Source organism: Mogibacterium diversum (genome assembly GCF_002998925.1).
Classification (GTDB): domain Bacteria; phylum Bacillota; class Clostridia; order Peptostreptococcales; family Anaerovoracaceae; genus Mogibacterium; species Mogibacterium diversum.
Map to the genome: position 1 here is coordinate 443749 of NZ_CP027228.1, position 18578 is coordinate 462326.

An 18578-nucleotide genomic window follows, 5' to 3' on the forward strand; every position below is an offset into this window, starting at 1 on the left:
TGTTTTGAGGTTTTTATGAAACAAATTAATGAAGCAATCAAAGCGTTTTTAGCAAATCCGCAAAATGTAGATCAGTTTTATGAAAGTCAGGCACTTATAGAGATCGATTGGCGCGAGTATGACGAGAACATTGTAAAATATTTTAATAAGGCAATAGGCAATATGATTTCTGTCTACAGGGAGGACAATAAAAAGCCGTATGGGGATGATATCATTTTAATCTATAAAGATAAAAGCATGAGGATCCCTTATAAAGAAAAGATGGATAGAGACATAACGATAAAATCGATAAATGAAGTAATCAAAGATGATTTTTCGATTCGTTTATTTGTCGACAGTGCTGAAGATGATACTTTCGCTTTTTGCGTTCTGCCAAATGAGCAATGGGAGATGTTAGAAAAAGAGTTTGGGAAAAATAACTTAAACAGTTACTTTATCAAAGTTACACCAAAGATTAAAATGTTTGATTTGCAGTATGACGTGGTGGAATATTTAAGGCTCAAAAATGTGAATCCAGGTGCATCGTTTTTTACTATAGTTTCATATCTTGAGATAGAGAAGAGAGAGAAAAACTTAACTGAGCAAAGACATAAGGGAGAAATAGAGCTAAAAGTGTATTTGCAACAAAAGAAGGAAATAAGCTCTGAAAAAGAGAAGTTTATTTCAGAATATGGTTTGAAATCACCTGAAACGAAGTTGGTATAGATCAATATAAATTTCAATGAAATGTTTTAGTAAATATCCGAAGGAGCTTAGCTTATGAACACCATCACAAAAGAGATAATATTAGAGAGACTTAATCGTTTTAAGAACAGAGTCGACGAATTAGGTGGAACTACAAGCAAAATAATTTGTAAAGAAGTTGCAAGGGAAGAGGAAATACTAGATCTTGAAAAGGAATTAGAGCATAAGTTACCAGAAGATTTCAGGTGGGTACTTCTTAATGTATCGTCGCATTTAGAATTTTTCTGGAATCTCTATCGTGAAGACGAAGAACTTTTAGAGTTGCCAAAAGAGTTAGTGGAAATTTTTTCGGGCAATTTGTACTTCGGAATTGATACTATCCTTAGCTGTGAAGAAAGCAGAAAGGGATGGATTGATATTTGTTATCCTGATTACAATAATCCATATGACAAAATCTTTCATAATAAATTAGCTTTCCAAAAAGTAAGTAATGGCGATTTATTTGCTATTGATTTGGAAGAAGGAGGCTATGGAAGAATTGTGTATTTAAGCCATGACGGAAGCGATATGCATGGCTATGTAATGGCAAATTCATTCCAAGAGTTTCTGGATGAATACACCAAAATAGGGTGTGTAGGTGGTGAAGATTGGCAGTGGGAAGCTTTTACAAACAATCGTGCAACACCAATAGATGGTAGCTGCGAAAATGCAAAGAAATGGCTTGAAATACTGTTTAAATGTAATTGAATCTTAGGTGATAGGTGAAATTATGATTACAGGTGTTGATTACATCTTATATACTGATAAAAGTAAGGATGCTCTTATAGAAAAAATAAAAGAAACTATCCCATTTTGGGAAAATCCATACTTCGTTATTGATAATGAAGATGAAACAACAGATGTTTATATTTCCCGAGATGAGGAGATGTTTCAGCTAATGGACGAAAAAGGCTTTTATACAGATGACCTTTCTGGAGAAGGTCCGTTTTTATTAATAATTAATAAGCAATATTCATCAAAGCTAAATAGGATAACACTAGTGCTAGCCGAAGAAGTTGATGAATCCAAATTTTCCAAGCAAGTATGGAGCTGGATCAAGCCTATTTTGTAGAAAAGTATAATAAACCAATATATTATTATACATAGAGCGAATTTAGGTAAGGAAATGAATGGAAAAGATTTTGTAAAACTGTGTTTTTAGGTAAAAAATGTTTACTGAATGGATAGAAAGAAAAAAGCGAAAACGTAATTGTAAAATGCATTTTGGAAGCGACAGCATCAGAATGAAAGACTGTATAGTTGCCCCGGTTCATATGATTTCAGATGAGATTTATGATAATCAGGAGCTTGATTTTTATGTTGAAACCAAATACGATGTCTATCTTCTTCGCATTATAAATAAGGAAGATAGACGCGGTATTATCTGCCCGGCAAAACGAGATGGAATTATATATATCATAAGCAATTTGCCAGTTAGCAGGGAAAATATTACCAAACAGATTGAAAGAGTGTTAAATAGTGTAGAAAAATATGGGTTTCCGAATTTGAATAATCCTAAATTTGAGGTAGATTTTGATATCGAGTGAGATGTGTTAAGTAAAAGCAATGATGTGAAATGTTGCCACTTGCTGCTTTTTTTTATTGTAAAATCTAAGTGATTCATTGGCTTAGAATAAAAGGATAAGGGGAGAAAACTATGGGTACATGGAGTGCAAGCATTTTTGGTAACGATACATCTCTTGATGTAAAAGATGAATTTTTTGAAAGGTATAACCTGGGAGAAGAGCCTGAGGATATAAAGAAAGACCTGCTTTTAGATATAGATGATGAAGATAGATTTAACGTGATGTTTGCTCTTGCGCAATGTATGTGGGAAGTAGGACAATTAGATGAATCGTTTCTATATGATATAGAGAAAGTCATAGAGAGCAAAGAAGATTTGGCTGTTCTTGAAGAACTTGGTGCTGATAAGTCGTTCATTAAGCAGAGAACTGCACACTTAGAGAAATTCCTAAAAAAAATCAGCGTCAAAAAAGAAAAGCCGAAAAAGAGGGTTGCTCCACCCATTCCTGTGGAAAGTAAATACAGAAATGGTGCTGTAATGGTGTTTCAATACGAGGATGGAAGGTATGGGGCATTAATCGCTGTAGACAGTAAATTCTACGATAAGGAAACATTCTATTCTTATATACAGACAGATATTAAAATGTCAAGAAAACCAAGCATTGACGATGTGCGAAAGGCAAGGATCATCGACCCGAGCTTTCATAGCGAGGAATATAATTCATTTCGTGATCCAGCCTTTTATTATTCTTTTGTATACTGCGTTTCCGGGTATTTAAAGAGTACTGCGACGAAGCGATTTGAAAAATATAACGATAGCTTCTTTGAAGTTATCGGATATTTATCCGATTGGGGAGATTGTTGCAGTGGAACCTATGACTGCTTTGATTATTATAGGCAAAAGACAAGTGATGAATTTAAAATAACTGCCATAGAAGAGCTCACTAAAAGGTTTAACGAAAATCCGGATGTTCGTACAAGCATGACTGTTGGTGAGATAGATCTGGAAGCTCAAAATTATAATAGGTAGTTTTCAATCTAGAATACAGAATATATATAAACGCCTTCCAAGATTATTGCTAATCTTAGGAGGCGTTTTTGTACATATGTGAGAAATATTAACGAGATAACCGCCTTAACCTTCAATGTTTGGAAGTGTAGCTAGGCTCGCTTCAATTTCCTCGTCGCTTGGTACGTAGTCAGTCATATTGCCATCGTTAAACTGTTCGTAGGCATAGAGATCAAAATAACCAGTTCCAGTAAGTCCAAACAGAATGGTCTTTTCTTCGCCAGTCTCTTTGCACTTTAGAGCTTCATCTATAGCTGCCTTAATAGCATGACTGCTCTCTGGAGCAGGGAGTATGCCTTCAACTCTAGCAAAGTCACGAGCAGCTTCGAAGACTTCCGTCTGTGTATAGCTTACAGCCTCGATTTCGCCTTGGTGATATAGCTCAGAAACGATTGGGCTCATACCGTGGTAGCGCAGTCCGCCTGCGTGATTAGGTGCAGGGATATAGCCACTGCCAATCGTGTACATCTTTGCCATTGGGCATACATGTCCAGTATCGCAGAAATCGTAAGCATAACGACCTCTTGTAAGGCTAGGGCATGATGCAGGCTCAACAGCGACGAAACGGTAGTCAGCCTCGCCTCTAAGCTTTTCGCCCATGAATGGTGATATGAGACCGCCTAAGTTGCTACCGCCACCAGCACATCCGATAATTACATCGGGCTTGATGCCGTACTTCTTCATTGCGGTCATTGCTTCTTCGCCGATTACACTCTGGTGTAGAAGCACTTGATTTAATACGCTTCCTAGTACGTACTTGTATCCATCGCTTGTCGCAGCAGCCTCTACAGCCTCGGAAATTGCACAGCCAAGGCTTCCTGTAGTTCCAGGGTGCTCGCGCAGGATCTTTCTACCTACCTCTGTAGTTTCAGAAGGAGACGGTGTAACCGATGCACCATAAGTCCTCATAACCTCACGGCGGAATGGTTTCTGTTCATATGAAACCTTAACCATGTAAACCTTGCAGTCTAGACCGAGGCAAGAGCAAGCCATGGATAGGGCAGTTCCCCACTGACCAGCACCAGTCTCGGTTGTGACTCCTTTGAGTCCCTCTTTCTTAGCGTAGTAAGCCTGTGCTATTGCCGAGTTGAGCTTATGACTTCCGCTAGTGTTGTTTCCCTCGAACTTATAATAAATCTTGGCAGGGGTCTGGAGCTTCTCCTCAAGGCAGTAAGCGCGTACGAGAGGGGAAGGTCTATACATCTTATAAAAATCCCTTATCTCCTCAGGAATCTCGATATATCTATCGGTATCGTTTAACTCTTGCTCTATGAGCTCATCGCAAAACACAGGTTTCAGATCATCGAAGGTTACCGGATTTCCTGTACCTGGATTTACAAGTGGAGCGGGCTTATCTTTCATATCAGCTCTCACATTGTAATAGTGTGTTGGCATCTCATTTTCTTGCAAATAAATCTTATACGGTATTGCGCTATTGTTTGTGTTCTTTGACATTTTACTCTCCTTTGTCATCTCATCTAATCTTGCGAAGTGTGAAAGAAAGCAATAAAAAAACTCTCGTCCCCAAATTGCTGGGACAAGAGTTGAATCTCCTGCGGTGCCACCCGGCATTGACGTAAAAACGCCCACTCCTTCGCATACTAACATATGCAGATATTGTTTACGAAGTATCTTCTCCGTCGCCCCTAATAGAGTCTAGATATTAAACTCGTTCAGTTTGCCCTCAGGAGGCCATTCAGCAAAGCGCATACAGTCTGCAATCACACCATCTGCAAATCTCTCTTCTGCTGCATCTAAGCTTACTATTCTCCGTCAGCGGTTTGTAATTTTTTACAATATTAACATCGGAATCTGTGAGAGTCAACATATTTCATGATTGATTCTATTTATGTATATAATTATTTACATTAAATTACACTTTACTATTGACTTAATATCCAAATGATGTTAAGTTATGACCATAAAGATATTATCAAAATGATAATAAGTTAAGATGAGGTGAATACCATGAAAAAAACATTAATTGTTGTAGACATGCAGAAGGATTTTATTGATGGAGCATTAGGTACGAAAGAAGCAGTTGACATAGTTCAAAATGTTAAGAATAAGATTGCTGAATATAAGTCTAGAGGTGATGAAATAATTTTTACGAGAGACACTCATAAGCAAAACTACCTTGAGACGAATGAGGGTAGACATCTCCCAGTAGAGCACTGCATCGAGGAGACTGAGGGCTGGAAAATTCCGGAAGAACTTTATGTCGAAGGTGCTACTTATTTAAATAAACCGAGCTTCGGATACACTGACTGGGACAAATTTGATTTTAAAGATGTTGAAATTATTGGACTTTGTACAGACATATGTGTAGTCTCGAACGCACTTATAATCAAGGCAGCATTTCCAGAAATTGATGTAACTGTAGATGCGCGCTGCTGTGCAGGAGTAACACCAGAGACTCATGAGGCGGCATTGACCACCATGAGATGCTGTCAGGTAAACGTAATAGGTGAATAGTAACCACATTTAGTTATTTATAGTTATTTAAACGGTAATTGGGAGAGCTTATATGATTCGTATAGATAATAAAGAAATTGATTTGAAACATTTTCCGGATGGTACTATGCTCATAAAACACTTATCTGATTGTGAAAATACCAAAATCACTTGGCTTTATGATAATGATGAAGAGTACATGGTGATTTATTTCCTTGTGAAGCACCTGAGAACTCATGGGGTAAAGAGAATTGAACTACTAATGCCCTATATTCCAAATGCCAGAATGGATAGGGTAAAAAACTCCGACGAAGTATTCACGCTTAAGTATTTTGCTGAGTTTATCAATGATCTTAAATTCGACACCGTGGAGGTAATTGACCCACATTCAAATGTCAGTACCGCGTTAATCGATAACATCTCTATCATTGAACCGACGGATATTATCTTACATCTACTCGAAATCGTGAATAGTGACGGAAATACCATTCTGTTTTTTCCAGATGAGGGGGCAATGAAAAGGTATTCTCACATAGCATCAAAGTGCGATATTCCGTATGTGTTCGGCATGAAGAATCGTGACTGGAGAACAGGGGAGATATTGGGACTTGAAGTGCTTGGAGAAACCGATGTAGTTCCAGGCAAAAATATCCTTATTATCGATGATATATGCTCGAGGGGCGGAACGTTTTTACATAGTGCTAAAGCTTTAAAAGACATGGGTGCTGCCGATATTGACCTATATGTGTCTCACCTCGAAAATGCAGTTTGGGAAGGCGATATGATTAAGAGCGGGCTCGTTAGGAATGTTTATACAACCAATAGCATATATCGATTTCAGGATAAGGGACCAGTTAGGGTTGTAAAGGAGTATTAGAGAGGAGTTCATCATGAGTGCGAATAAGATAAATCCTATGCTGCTTATAGATTTTTATAAGGCTGTACATGCCGAAATGCTACCTAAAGGAATAACAAAGTCGGTTTCATATTTTACACCGAGGATGAGCCGCGTAAACAGATGGGACAAGGTTGTAATGTTCGGACTTCAAGGCTTTATTAAGAACTATTTAATTGATTACTTTAATGAGGAGTTCTTTGGAAGACCTTTTGATGAAGTAATTGAAGATTATAAAAGGATTATGGATAACGCCCTTGGTAGTGAAGCTTATAAAATAGAAAAAGTAGAAGAGCTACATCATCTTGGATACCTGCCAATAGAGATTGTGGCCCTACCAGAGGGTACATTGGTGCCAATGCATGTGCCTATGTTCGGAATTACTAATACACACCCAGACTTTGCATGGCTTCCTCAGTCGCTTGAAAGCTTAATATCTGCCGAAAGCTGGCATCCTATGATCGCTGCAACTGTCGGATATACATATAGACAGATTGTAAATGAATATTACGACAAAACGTGTGATGATAATATTCCTCGTGCGAGAGCTCTAGGGGCATTTGACTTCAGAGGAGAAGAATCTGTTGAATCTGCCATGAAGGCTGGCGCTGGATGGTGCTTGTCTTTCCTTAACACCGCCACTGTTCCGACTATCCCGTACCTCGAGGCTAACTACAATTGTGACTGCACGAAGGAGCCTGTAGCGTTTGGCAGCCCAAGTACCGAGCATTCGGTTATGTGTAGCAATTATGCGATAGATGGGGATGAAATTACCTTGCTCAGAAGACTGCTTACTGAGATATATCCAAATACAAGCTTCAGTGCTGTATTAGATTCATACGACTACTGGAATATTATCGATAATGTGCTTCCTAAATTAAAGCCTGAAATCATGGCACATAACGGGTGCATGCTCATGAGAGGCGATTCAGGGGACTGCATCGAAGTCGTAACTAAAACTGTCTTCAAGCTGTGGGAGCAGTTTGGTGGAACTATAAACAGCAAGGGATACAAGGTTCTTGACCCTCACGTGAAAGCAATTTATGGTGACTCGATAACCGTTCAAAGATGCGAAGAGGTCTATAGAATTCTTGAGGAAAATGGATTTGCTTGTTCTAATGTCGCACTAGGTGTTGGATCGTTTTCAATGCAGTGCATCGAAGAAGGTGGTGTGCTGAAACCGTTTACAAGAGATACTTTCAGCTCGTGCATTAAAGCTACTTACTGCGAGATTGAGGGGAAACCATATCCTATTTTCAAGAATCCTAAGGACGGTGGATTCAAAAAGTCACAGAAGGGTTGCTGCGCTGTGTTTAAGGATGATAAAGGTGAGCTTAGTTACAAGGATGAATATGCTTGGGAAGAAGTATGCCGAAATCCTAAGAACGAATTAATTTCTGTTTTCAAAGATGGTAAACTTACAGTAAGCCAGACTCTAGCGGAAATAAGAGCGGTGCTACATAAAGGTGAATTTTAAACGGTAAATTATAATAATAATTTTGTGATAATTTAAAAGGATATGGTTATGATGGAATATAGATTCGATGCAGAGAAGACAAAACATGAACTGGTTACGTGGATTCGTCAGTTCTTCGATGAGAATGGACCAGGCTGTAATGCAGTACTTGGAATATCGGGGGGAAAGGACAGCTCCATTGCAGCTGCACTATGCGTAGAGGCGCTAGGTAGGGACCGTGTAATAGGCGTGCTTATGCCAAATGGAGAGCAGGCTGATATCGAAATGGCAAGGCTTTTAGTTAATCATTTAGGAATACGGAGCATCGAGATTAATATCAAGTCTGCCGTGGATGGGGTGCTTAATGGGATTGAATCAGGTGAGAAGAACGGATTGAACTTAGAGATTTCAAAGCAGACAAAAGAAAACCTCCCTCCTAGGATTAGAATGTCTACGGTATATGCTATAAGTCAAAGCATGAATGGCAGGGTTGTTAATACATGTAATTTATCGGAAGATTGGGTTGGTTATTCAACTAGGTATGGCGACTCTGTCGGTGACTTTAGTCCTATGTCTAATTTGACTGTAACGGAAGTTAAGCAAATTGGTCGTCTGCTAGAATTGCCAGATGTTCTTATTGACAAAGTGCCTATCGATGGTCTGTGTGGAAAAACCGATGAAGATAACCTCGGGTTCACTTATGAAATGCTGGATGTATATATTAGGACAGGCGAGATTACCGACTTAGAAAAGAAAGAAATTATAGATAGAAAGCATGTACAGAATTTATTTAAATTGAAACTCATGCCTATGTTTGATCCTAAAATTGATACTATATAATTAATAATTACTTACTAAAGAACTGAAATTATAGTAACGGAAAGAATAATTGGTTAGCGGGAGATGACCTATATGACATACGATATAAATAGTTCTGAAGAGAGGGAATACCTCGAGAATTACAATATTGAACAATTTGAACGTCCATCAGTTGCCACTGATATAGTTGCGTTTGCTGTAATGCAAGATGGGGAGCAAAGTAATATTAGGAAGCTGGAAAATAGAGAGCTTAAACTTTTGCTTATCAAGAGATCTCAATTTCCGTACAAAGGTGCTTGGGCACTCCCCGGAGGTTTTTTACGACCAGGTGAAACCATCGAGGAGACTGCAAAGCGTGAACTCCTTGAGGAAACAGGCGTAGAGAATCCATTTTTACACCTAGCAGGGGTATACTCAGAAGCCGGAAGAGACCCTAGAGGCTGGATTATATCAAATAGCTTCATATCTCTAATTAATGCGGAAAATTGCACACTAAGGGCGGATACTGATGCGTGGGATGCAGCTTGGTTCTGCGTAAAGCTTCAGAGTGATAATACTTCATCCGATGATTCTACAAGCACAACTAAAATGATAAAACACACTCTCACCTTATCCTTTGATAGCGCTTCTTCCGATAGCAATATAAAAGGTGATGAGAATATTGAGATTAAAGCAATTGTGTCAGAGAAATCAACAAGAAAAGGCTACAACCACGTATCGAGTTATCAGATAGTAGACAGCGGTGAACTGGGATTTGATCATGCTAAAATCATAGTTCAGTCACTTCTCGAGCTCAGAGATATGATGGAGTACGACCTTAGAATTGCGTTTGATTTATTGCCAGAATCATTTACCTTGGCTCAACTACAGAGCACTATTGAAAAAGTGACAGATAAGAAGTTTCTGTCTGCAAACTTCAGAAGGAAGGTTGCAGAATACGTAGAAGAAACTGGAGAGATAATTGAGGGATATGGACATAGACCAGCGATGCTGTTCCGCGTAAAGAGTGCAAATCATTAAAAATAAGCTGCTGGACAAATTATATAATTATGTGAATTAACCTAAGGAGATATACATGATAGCAAAGGCTGGAGATATTTACTGCGTTTACAATGAACTTTTTAAGAAATACACTGCTTGCCAAGTAACAAAGGTAGATGACAGCGGTAAAAAACCGCAGGCTATTATATTGTCACTTGACTGGTTCGGTGACAAACTTCCTGAACTGGAGGATCTTGCTGCGGTGACACCACTTTATATCGATTACATGTACTGGAATAGAGCTTTACATATGAAAAAGGTTGATATAAGTGTTCCGCCTAATTATGTTTACATTGGTAATCTCACACCGATTAATAATGATGATACAGATATTTATGGTAGCTGGAGTAAGGGGCATGAAGTATATAATCAGTTCATATGGGAAAAAATTCCTAAAGATAAACGAGATACTTTTAAGAAAGCAAATGAAAGTGATGAGTTTGTAGATTTTGAGGGTAAAAGACGAAGGATACGAACCCATAACGAAAATGATAATTGGCATGATTTTGATGATGCATTAAAACTTAGGGTATTTCCTTGTCTTTCATCTCTGACGGTTACACGATGGCATAAGAACTTATTTGAATATCTAAATTCGAATCCATTTATTAGAGAATTTATAATTGAGAATCATGGGAAATCAAAGCTCGACTTCTCAAGAACTTCTATACATAGGCTCACAGTTGATATGACAGGACTTGATGAGCTAATACTAAATGAAGATTTGAATATGCTATCTTTAACCGGACAAGTAAAGGAGAGCTGCAAGATAAGGGCTCGCGATGCCGGTAAATATATGATTTTAAACTGCGAAGGTATGGTTCCTAAACTAGAAGGTTTAGAGGATTTAAATGCACTCCATATGACAGCAGTAACAGAACTTGATATTGATGACATCGCAGGAGAATATCCGAAGCTTAAGGAGCTAAGGCTGTGGGGCAAACCTGGCAAGATAATAAATTTTGGAAAACTTACGAAATTTAGTGAATTAGAAGTCCTGACAACTATGGATATCTTCGGATTTACAGCCAGTGAGGTGCCTAGACCTGAAGATTTAAAAAAACTATACAGATTATGGATGGATAGTCTTCCAGAAGAAGCTGCGAAGGAAGTTAAAAAGCTTTACAAAAAACGCAAGGGCGAAGGACTTGACCTACGGATAACAAAGCCAAGAAAAGAAGAATGGCTCGCACAGAACCTAGACAATCCTTTTCGCTCATGGGATGGGGACGAAAATATACCGCAAGGAATAGCAAAGAAAGCGTCCACGATGTATAGAAAGACTAGGTCAGCCATGGTTAAACTAATCGCAGATCCAGATACTGACTTAATAAAGGAAACAGAGACTTTAGTGAGAGAATATACCGTAGGATTTAACAAGATGGATAAAAGAAAAAATTTTATATATACTGCGGAAAGGGATGAAATATTCCAGGCACTAGATGAAATTTTAAATCTGATACCTGATGAATTATCTGTTAACAAGGATGAACTTATAAATGTATTCGATGAAGTAAAGGAGTTCTGATGGTTTTACTAGATTACTTAAAATGGCGAAATGATGTAAGCCTCGAAGCTTCACCATTTAACGATATAGATAACGTTATCTTGTCGTGTCTGGCGTATATAGATTTCAGTGAGTTTTTTACTAATTCTAATGATTCTTATACCATTGAGGAAATTTTTGAGCTTTTTTGTAAAAATCATTCGCTAGATGAGATTAGGGAGAGCAAACAGTTCACGGAGCGAATAGCATTGCTGTTAGAAGAGATGGTACAAGCTGACCGCTTCAAAGGGACGAAAGTTGTGCACTATGCGGAAGATCTCGATAAGGAGAAGGTAAAGCAATTTGCAGCGGTTACATTCATACTTCCCGATGGAACGAACTACATCTCTTTTAGAGGTACTGACAGTACCATTATAGGTTGGAAAGAAGATTTCCTAATGACTTTTATGGCAGATACAGAAGGTGCAAAGGAAGCCGTTAAATATATTAATAAAGTATCAAAATTCCTCGAAGGCAACCTGATGGTAGGCGGTCATTCTAAAGGAGGAAACTTTGCTATGTTTGCTTCCGCATTTTGTGACAATGTGGTTCAAGAGCGTATAAGTCGTGTATATAACAACGATGGTCCTGGATTTAGAGACGAAGTAATTAAGTCAAATGAATATCAAGCTATCGTACATAAGATTTGTACAATTGTTCCTCAAACATCGATGATTGGACAACTGCTTGCGAATGAAAGTGAGCAGAAAGTTGTCGAGAGCGATGCATTTGGTCTATATCAGCATGACGCTATGACATGGAAAGTGACAAAAGAGAATTTTATTGAGACTGAACTGGATGAATTCGGAAAATTTGTTGATGTAGCGCTTGGTTCGTGGCTAGAAAAGATTGACGATGAAACGAGGCTATCGATTGTATCAACTGTATTTTCAATGATTGAGGAGACGGAAGCTGAGACGTTTTATGAGTTTAGCGATAGTCTTTTCAAGAATACAGGAATTATTATAAAAGGTCTGGTTAAGCTGCCAAAAGAAAAAAGAACAGAACTCATGACTGCTTTAAGTAGCCTTGTTAAGGTTAGTAGCAAAACAGCATTTAGTAAAATTCCAAAACCAGCAGAAAGACTTAGAATCGAAAAAAAGAATAATCTGTAGAATTATTATTAGACAACCATTCTAAAATTAATAAAAAATTGTTGAAATTTTATAGATTCCATTATATAATCCGCCTAAATAACAAGACCAAGAGGAGGACTGTAATGAATAGAATAATCAATAAGTTGAGGAATCCTATAATAGCAACAGTGTTGATGTTATCTATTGTATTGATTCCAATTTTTTCTAGTCCATTTACTGAAGTACATGCTGAAGATATATATCAGGCGTACACAAAATCGGGAGAATATCCGGCTAGTGACCACCTTAAAAACCCAATCTACGTTAGACCGGATGGATCAAATGCTAAAGGTGATGTTGCGTACTGCTTTAATGATCATCGATCATTTCCAGATAGCGCATTTTCACCTAGAAAAACTTTATATACAAAGGAACTTGGAACAGCTGCAAAGTTTGAAGAACTTGCTGATACTGAAAGAGTGAACGGAGAAGATCTTTATAATGGATTAGTAAGGATAATTTACGATGGCTATCCTAACAACAAATCGGGAATAAAAGAAAGATATGGACTGACAGATGGACAGTTTAGACAGATAACACAGTATGCTGTTTGGTACTATACTGATACTTTCAATATGCCGGCAAGAGATACAAGTGGTAACAATTTCACTGAAAATGAGAAAAATGCATTTAACGATTTAGTTAATAGTACTACTGCAATTCCTGCTGGAACGAAACTTGATATTTATAGAGCAAAAGATAATAGCTATCAGAATTTATTAAGTGGCCATTTTCAGCCCAATACACCAACTCCAACACCGACAACCAAGGAAGTTGAGTTTAGTAAGGTGAAACTTGGCGGAACTGAACTTGCAGGAGCCCAAATTGAAATCTACAAGGGTGTTCAGAAGGTTAACGAGTGGACAAGTGGAACAACGAGCCACAAGATTCAGCTTGAGCCTGGAACATATAGATTCCATGAGGAGGTTGCACCAGCAGGATTCCTAGCGGTGACAGACTTTACATTTACAGTAAAGGCAGATGGAACAGTGGAGCTTGGAACAATCGCACAGGGCGAGACTGTAGTAGCTGCTAGTGGAAAGATAACTGTAACGGATAACGCTCAGACTACACCGACTCCACAGCCTAATACTAAGGAAATCGAGTTCAGCAAAGTGAAGCTCGGTGGTACAGAACTTGCAGGAGCCCAAATTGAAATCTACAAGGGTGTTCAGAAGGTTAACGAGTGGACAAGTGGAACAACGAGCCACAAGATTCAGCTTGAGCCTGGAACATATAGATTCCATGAGGAGGTTGCACCAGCAGGATTCCTAGCGGTGACAGACTTTACATTTACAGTAAAGGCAGATGGAACAGTGAAGCTTGGAACAATCGCACAGGGCGAGACTGTAGTAGCTGCTAGTGGAAAGATAACTGTAACGGATAACGCTAAGCCTGAACCGACAACTCCAGGTACAACACCAAAGCCAGGGGCAAAGAAGCCAAGCGTTGTGGTAAAGTCTAAATCTCCAAAAACAGGGGATGAAGGAAGCTTTGCACAGTATGCACTATTACTTCTGTCTTCGGGACTAGCTCTAAGCGCTATTGGATATAATCGCAGAAAGAATGTGAAGTAGAGATAAAGATTAACCTATTTCACATAAATAAGTTAAAAATTTAAATAGAAGCTGGGTGTATCGCACCCAGCTTTTTTGATAAAATTAACTTATATCTATAGATAGACTTATGTTTTTACATTAGAAAACTTTAGGATTGACACACATGATGAAGGATTTAAGAGCGCACTGGATACAGTTAAAAGCAGAATATGAAAATCGATATAAAGAATCTTTTTTAGAGGATTTTGAAAGATCAAAAGACTATCTCGAACAGATGAAAGAATATCTACTCTCTAAGTTAAAGGAGCGTCCCTCTGATGTAGATGCAATATGCACATTGGCGTCTGTCAAATTAGAACTCGGAGAAGGTGACACCGAATATATTAAATTGCTGGAGGATTTTCTAGATAGATTTTCAAATGAGGTAGACGATAAGCAAGTTGCGAGGATTTATACCAACATTGCTTTCATTGAGGATTACTCAAGAAGAGCGTTAGATTATTTGACAAAAGCGAAGGATTTGAAATCCCCATATGTGGAGACATATAAAGCCCTCGGACTTTATTATTTTCCTGATTATGATTTCTCTAAAGAGAAAAAGAATATCGAACGTAGTAATGAGTTTTTTAAGCATGCAAGAGAGCTCGAGGATAGTTATGAATCTAATATTAACTATGGGGCATCACTTTATGCGCTTGGAGAATATCAAGAGGCGAAAAAGATATTTGAGAAACTAATTACGGTGTACCCAGATAGAATGTGGCTAAAGCTTTGTATAGCATACTGTGATGTGGCTCTCGGTAATAAAACCACTGCAATTTCATATCTAGAAAATATAAAAATAGGATCTGACGATAATTATGATTTGAACACCGATGACATTATGGAATATCAGGTATTTGATGCATATTATGCGCTAGAAGAATATGATAGATTCCTAAGATACTGCACTGAAGAAGTGGATAACGAATACTATACAGTTGATTGGGAACACCTGTATTATGTGCTGTGGATAAGTGGTAAAAGAGATAGGTTTACAAGGCTTGAAGAAAAGAATCGAAAATACCTTGAGGGTGCAATCGCTGATGCTATAGTAGATACAGAATATGATAGTGAGAAGGAAAAGCAAGAGACTATCGAAAGCTGGAAGGAAGATAAGCGAGATTTTGAAGAGATGATATCTCGTATAAAGGACAAGCAGCTGAGACCGGAAATGGAGCTTAAATTATACCCAGAATATTCTTGTTATATGGTAGACTGTGTAAGACACAAATTTTAAATATCATGAGGAATTGATATGAAATATACGATTGAGACAATGGATAATGAACTATGCAACTTGGAAAGCAATGATGAGAAAGCACGTAAAAAAGCCTCAAGTCATTTTATGAGAGCTGCATGCAAAGAGCTTGGTACTAAAGATACAAAACAGATAAAGGTTTGGTTTATTACCAATACAGATAGGTATATATCAGCAATAAAAAAAGAGACCAATATTGATACTATATGGAACAATGTATATACGCTCCAAAGCTTTTGTGCACGATATATTCATTTAAGTCATTTATATAAGGCTGACTCAGATATAATTACAGAAGACAAAATTAATCATTTCGAGGAAGAAAGTAAAAAATACGTTAGATATTTGCTTGAGACACAAAAACATCCCAAGGTACTGCAGGCTGTAGCATCGTTCTTTTGGATATATGAAGAAGCATTTGTATGGGATGTTTTCATAAAAGTATTAGAGAAGAAAAGAGATAAACTTACGTTGTCCCACATTAAGATTGCTATCAGGCAGTGCTATAGTTCTTCGCAAAGCAATCAAGTAAAAAAATATATGTCTGAACAGCAGCGAGAAGAACTCATAGCTATTTTGAAAGAAAAAAATATTTTACAAAAGGAAATAAGTTTGTTAGAAAATATGTAAATGGGAGTATCATAGTGCTTACTCCCATTTTATGTGGTGCACTCCTACGCTGTATCTATAAGGTGATTTATCATCGTTAAAATCAGCAGTAATCCAGTACGCTTTCCATATTAGGTATTCATCGGTGCCGACCTTCAAGCTAAAAGAGTTGTCATATGTATCTTCTTTGTAATCAAGTGGGTTCAGCGAGAAGATATTAATCATTTTCTTACTATTAAAGTCATTGTATCTAAGATTTTCTAGTCTTGTATTGTTTATTTTCACTTTTGATATCTGATTGTTCGTAGCTTCTACTCTGTAAAATGTAACTATACAGTTCCTGAGCTTGTCTTTATCACCGCTTTCCGGAGTGAGAAACATGTTACCGTAAGACTTACCATCTTTAGTAATCTCAACGAGCTTGCCATAATAAAAGTGATCGTTACGTTGATTTACAACTATATCATTTGGGGAAGCATCTTTGAAAGTGAATCCCGAGGAGATTAGGTCGGCTGCTGTCGTCTCGCCGATAATCACATTGGTATTATCAAGCTGTACGTTAAGCGGCTTTACAGGGACGCCTGCCATGGACGTGCAGAGCATTAAGATAAAGGATGTAAAAAATATCGAAGTAATTACTGCATTCGTCGAAGCATATGAGTAAACAGGATTATCTAACTTAGCTCTCGTTATGGAAATTAATTTAATAATTTTTTGAATAAAAGTAGTTACGAGCACAAGGGCAAACTGTGCCTTTATACACTTGTATGCGGCGAATGTTAGGCTGTGAGTATTGTGATAAGCTACGGCTATAAAAAGAAGATTTATAAAAATGAGCCTAACAATAAATAGTGTCGCTTCTTTGAATGCCGTGGAGTCAGTAACGTTATCAAAAGTAATGTAGCTTCTAGATTTGAAAGATTGACCGATCTTATAAATCCAAGCAGGAACTTCTGTATCAGATTTAACAGCAAAGGCGAATCTAATGTATATATAAATAGTGGCAATAAAAGATAGAATCAGAATAATAAAAAAGCCAAGAAATACAATTAAAAAGCCCATATGAAGTCTTTTTCCCCTCTAAAATATAATAAAAAGCATATAGTGGTATTATAACAATTCATACCTTGATATAGGTAATAGTTTTTCAAAAAGAATAAACGCACATCATAAAGAGTGGATTGTGAGGGAGTATAATATTACGTATCATCAGAGAAATATAGGAGATACAAGATGAATCTACTAATTCATGATTTAAACAGAATTGAAGTTGAAAAATTTATAGGAGGGAATGACGATATAAAGGTCATTTCAAATAATAATTCAATCAGAAATTGTATGGGCTGCTTCGGATGCTGGATAAAGACACCTGGCAAATGTGTGATAAATGATGACTATCAAAATATGGGGGCGTTATTTGGGGCGGCAGAAAATGTCATTGTCATAAGTCGCTGCTTCTACGGAGGATATAGTCCATTTGTAAAAAATGTAATGGATCGAAGCATTCCTTATTTACTTCCTTTTTTCAAAATAAAACAAAATGAAACACATCATAAACAGCGCTACCATAATAGATTCAATCTTATTGTATGTTTTTATGGAAGTGATATCTCAAATAAAGAAAAAGAAATCGCTACAAAGCTAGTAGAGGCCAATGCAATTAACTTTGATGCAAATAGATTAAAGATTAATTTCTGCGAAAATGAAGAGGAGGCTTTGAGAAAGGGGATATCATATGAAACTCACAATTGTTAATGGTAGTCCAAGACATGGTAAGAGTAACTCGGGACTTCTTGTAGAGTTGTTATTACCATTCATACAAGAAAAAAATGAAGTGAATATTGCTCATGTGGAGAATTATAAATCCGTAGATAAATATATTGATGAAATCGTTAAAGCAGATATGCTCGTTTTTGCCTTTCCTCTATACGTTGATAGTATTCCGTCTCATATCCTATATCTTATGGAAAGAATAAGTGAAAATCATAGAAATAATAAGCTCATTATATACGTAATTATGAATAATGGCTTTTATGAAGGCAAACAGAATCATATTGCCATTCAGCAGATGAAACTTTGGTGTTGTGATAATGGTTTTGTATGGGGGCAAGGAATAGGCTGCGGAGCTGGTGAAATGCTGCCTTTTTTAAAAAAAGTACCACTTGGGCATGGACCGACTAAAAATTTAGGGAATGCTTTAGAAGCTTTTGCCATAAATATTAATAGACGGGGCACTGGTGAAGAACTTTATATTAATCCTAACTGGCCAAGGTTTATATGGAAACATCAGGCTAATAGAATGTACTGGATTCCAAAGGCTAAGAAGAATGGTTTAAAAAAGAAGGATATTTTTAAGAAATAAATTATATATTTCAATAACTAAAAACTTCTACAATTCAACATATTATGCTATGCGCAATATGATATTGTTTAAATAAATAGCACGC

Annotated in this window: 19 protein-coding genes; 17 read left to right on the forward strand and 2 right to left on the reverse strand. The window is 37.3% G+C overall.

The features are described from left to right. The first annotated feature begins 15 nt into the window (after positions 1-15). The 5 genes from C5Q96_RS02095 to C5Q96_RS02115 all read left to right on the forward strand — a co-directional run bounded on the left by C5Q96_RS02095 (position 16) and on the right by C5Q96_RS02115 (position 3277). Positions 16-705: a hypothetical protein gene (locus tag C5Q96_RS02095; RefSeq protein ID WP_106056746.1), complete on the forward strand. Its 690-nt coding sequence runs from the start codon at positions 16-18 to the stop codon at positions 703-705. A 54-nt stretch (positions 706-759) separates the two neighbouring features. Beyond that, positions 760-1431, forward strand: a complete 672-nt coding sequence (locus C5Q96_RS02100; protein WP_106056748.1) for an SMI1/KNR4 family protein — start codon at positions 760-762, stop codon at positions 1429-1431. A gap of 22 nt (positions 1432-1453) precedes the next feature. Beyond that, positions 1454-1795 (forward strand): hypothetical protein, encoded by a 342-nt coding sequence (locus C5Q96_RS02105; RefSeq protein ID WP_106056750.1) that lies wholly within the window; start codon positions 1454-1456, stop codon positions 1793-1795. A 172-nt stretch (positions 1796-1967) separates the two neighbouring features. Further along, a complete protein-coding gene (locus tag C5Q96_RS02110) occupies positions 1968-2270 on the forward strand; it encodes a hypothetical protein (RefSeq protein ID WP_245905583.1) in 303 nt (100 codons plus the stop codon). 110 nt (positions 2271-2380) lie between these two features. After that, positions 2381-3277 (forward strand): hypothetical protein, encoded by an 897-nt coding sequence (locus C5Q96_RS02115; RefSeq protein WP_106056754.1) that lies wholly within the window; start codon positions 2381-2383, stop codon positions 3275-3277. Between the two features lie 105 nt (positions 3278-3382). Here C5Q96_RS02115 and C5Q96_RS02120 read toward each other — a convergent pair whose 3' ends face one another. Next, on the reverse strand, positions 3383-4771 hold the full coding sequence (locus C5Q96_RS02120; protein ID WP_106057983.1) for a TrpB-like pyridoxal phosphate-dependent enzyme: 1389 nt from the start codon (positions 4769-4771) through the stop codon (positions 3383-3385). A gap of 513 nt (positions 4772-5284) precedes the next feature. Here C5Q96_RS02120 and C5Q96_RS02125 point away from each other — a divergent pair. The 10 genes from C5Q96_RS02125 to C5Q96_RS02170 all read left to right on the forward strand — a co-directional run bounded on the left by C5Q96_RS02125 (position 5285) and on the right by C5Q96_RS02170 (position 16152). Continuing rightward, positions 5285-5791: a cysteine hydrolase family protein gene (locus C5Q96_RS02125; protein WP_106056756.1), complete on the forward strand. Its 507-nt coding sequence runs from the start codon at positions 5285-5287 to the stop codon at positions 5789-5791. Positions 5792-5843: 52 nt separating this feature from the next. Then, entirely contained in the window at positions 5844-6647 is an 804-nt protein-coding gene (locus tag C5Q96_RS02130) for a phosphoribosyltransferase family protein (RefSeq protein WP_106056758.1), read from the forward strand. Positions 6648-6660: 13 nt separating this feature from the next. Next, positions 6661-8142 (forward strand): nicotinate phosphoribosyltransferase, encoded by a 1482-nt coding sequence (locus tag C5Q96_RS02135; RefSeq protein ID WP_106056760.1) that lies wholly within the window; start codon positions 6661-6663, stop codon positions 8140-8142. Between the two features lie 48 nt (positions 8143-8190). Then, positions 8191-8961, forward strand: coding sequence for an NAD(+) synthase (nadE, locus tag C5Q96_RS02140; protein WP_330403817.1), 771 nt, complete (start codon positions 8191-8193; stop codon positions 8959-8961). Positions 8962-9033: 72 nt separating this feature from the next. Continuing rightward, complete coding sequence (locus C5Q96_RS02145) at positions 9034-9960, forward strand: NUDIX hydrolase (RefSeq protein WP_158696659.1); 927 nt, start codon at positions 9034-9036, stop codon at positions 9958-9960. Between the two features lie 55 nt (positions 9961-10015). After that, complete coding sequence (locus C5Q96_RS02150) at positions 10016-11509, forward strand: gliding motility protein (protein ID WP_106056763.1); 1494 nt, start codon at positions 10016-10018, stop codon at positions 11507-11509. Then, positions 11509-12642: an Mbeg1-like protein gene (locus C5Q96_RS02155; RefSeq protein ID WP_106056765.1), complete on the forward strand. Its 1134-nt coding sequence runs from the start codon at positions 11509-11511 to the stop codon at positions 12640-12642. The genes C5Q96_RS02150 and C5Q96_RS02155 overlap by 1 nt, the downstream gene beginning before the upstream one ends. A gap of 104 nt (positions 12643-12746) precedes the next feature. Then, complete coding sequence (locus tag C5Q96_RS02160) at positions 12747-14240, forward strand: thioester-forming surface-anchored protein (RefSeq protein WP_106056767.1); 1494 nt, start codon at positions 12747-12749, stop codon at positions 14238-14240. 145 nt (positions 14241-14385) lie between these two features. Continuing rightward, positions 14386-15501 carry a tetratricopeptide repeat protein gene (locus C5Q96_RS02165; protein ID WP_106056769.1) on the forward strand — a complete coding sequence of 372 codons (1116 nt, stop codon included), beginning with the start codon at positions 14386-14388 and terminating at the stop codon, positions 15499-15501. 18 nt (positions 15502-15519) lie between these two features. After that, the gene (locus tag C5Q96_RS02170) at positions 15520-16152 is read left to right on the forward strand and encodes a hypothetical protein (protein WP_106056771.1); all 633 of its coding nucleotides are present in this window, start codon (positions 15520-15522) and stop codon (positions 16150-16152) included. An 18-nt stretch (positions 16153-16170) separates the two neighbouring features. On the opposite strand, the gene C5Q96_RS02175 is transcribed toward C5Q96_RS02170, so the two are convergent. After that, the gene (locus C5Q96_RS02175; protein WP_106056773.1) at positions 16171-17193 is read right to left on the reverse strand and encodes a hypothetical protein; all 1023 of its coding nucleotides are present in this window, start codon (positions 17191-17193) and stop codon (positions 16171-16173) included. 171 nt (positions 17194-17364) lie between these two features. Here C5Q96_RS02175 and C5Q96_RS02180 point away from each other — a divergent pair, with 171 nt between their 5' ends. Both C5Q96_RS02180 and C5Q96_RS02185 read left to right on the forward strand, forming a co-directional pair. Continuing rightward, entirely contained in the window at positions 17365-17886 is a 522-nt protein-coding gene (locus tag C5Q96_RS02180) for an NAD(P)H-dependent oxidoreductase (RefSeq protein WP_106056775.1), read from the forward strand. Beyond that, on the forward strand, positions 17867-18493 hold the full coding sequence (locus tag C5Q96_RS02185; protein ID WP_106056777.1) for an NAD(P)H-dependent oxidoreductase: 627 nt from the start codon (positions 17867-17869) through the stop codon (positions 18491-18493). Before C5Q96_RS02180 ends, C5Q96_RS02185 begins: the two co-directional genes overlap by 20 nt. The last annotated feature ends 85 nt before the right edge of the window (positions 18494-18578 follow it).

Coding starts and splice junctions, on each gene's coding strand:
- C5Q96_RS02095 (WP_106056746.1), top strand. CDS start 16: ATGAAACAAATTAATGAAGCAATCAAAGCGTTTTTAGCAAATCCGCAA.
- C5Q96_RS02100 (WP_106056748.1), top strand. CDS start 760: ATGAACACCATCACAAAAGAGATAATATTAGAGAGACTTAATCGTTTT.
- C5Q96_RS02105 (WP_106056750.1), top strand. CDS start 1,454: ATGATTACAGGTGTTGATTACATCTTATATACTGATAAAAGTAAGGAT.
- C5Q96_RS02110 (WP_245905583.1), top strand. CDS start 1,968: ATGAAAGACTGTATAGTTGCCCCGGTTCATATGATTTCAGATGAGATT.
- C5Q96_RS02115 (WP_106056754.1), top strand. CDS start 2,381: ATGGGTACATGGAGTGCAAGCATTTTTGGTAACGATACATCTCTTGAT.
- C5Q96_RS02120 (WP_106057983.1), bottom strand. CDS start 4,771: ATGTCAAAGAACACAAACAATAGCGCAATACCGTATAAGATTTATTTG.
- C5Q96_RS02125 (WP_106056756.1), top strand. CDS start 5,285: ATGAAAAAAACATTAATTGTTGTAGACATGCAGAAGGATTTTATTGAT.
- C5Q96_RS02130 (WP_106056758.1), top strand. CDS start 5,844: ATGATTCGTATAGATAATAAAGAAATTGATTTGAAACATTTTCCGGAT.
- C5Q96_RS02135 (WP_106056760.1), top strand. CDS start 6,661: ATGAGTGCGAATAAGATAAATCCTATGCTGCTTATAGATTTTTATAAG.
- nadE (WP_330403817.1), top strand. CDS start 8,191: ATGATGGAATATAGATTCGATGCAGAGAAGACAAAACATGAACTGGTT.
- C5Q96_RS02145 (WP_158696659.1), top strand. CDS start 9,034: ATGACATACGATATAAATAGTTCTGAAGAGAGGGAATACCTCGAGAAT.
- C5Q96_RS02150 (WP_106056763.1), top strand. CDS start 10,016: ATGATAGCAAAGGCTGGAGATATTTACTGCGTTTACAATGAACTTTTT.
- C5Q96_RS02155 (WP_106056765.1), top strand. CDS start 11,509: ATGGTTTTACTAGATTACTTAAAATGGCGAAATGATGTAAGCCTCGAA.
- C5Q96_RS02160 (WP_106056767.1), top strand. CDS start 12,747: ATGAATAGAATAATCAATAAGTTGAGGAATCCTATAATAGCAACAGTG.
- C5Q96_RS02165 (WP_106056769.1), top strand. CDS start 14,386: ATGATGAAGGATTTAAGAGCGCACTGGATACAGTTAAAAGCAGAATAT.
- C5Q96_RS02170 (WP_106056771.1), top strand. CDS start 15,520: ATGAAATATACGATTGAGACAATGGATAATGAACTATGCAACTTGGAA.
- C5Q96_RS02175 (WP_106056773.1), bottom strand. CDS start 17,193: ATGGGCTTTTTAATTGTATTTCTTGGCTTTTTTATTATTCTGATTCTA.
- C5Q96_RS02180 (WP_106056775.1), top strand. CDS start 17,365: ATGAATCTACTAATTCATGATTTAAACAGAATTGAAGTTGAAAAATTT.
- C5Q96_RS02185 (WP_106056777.1), top strand. CDS start 17,867: ATGAAACTCACAATTGTTAATGGTAGTCCAAGACATGGTAAGAGTAAC.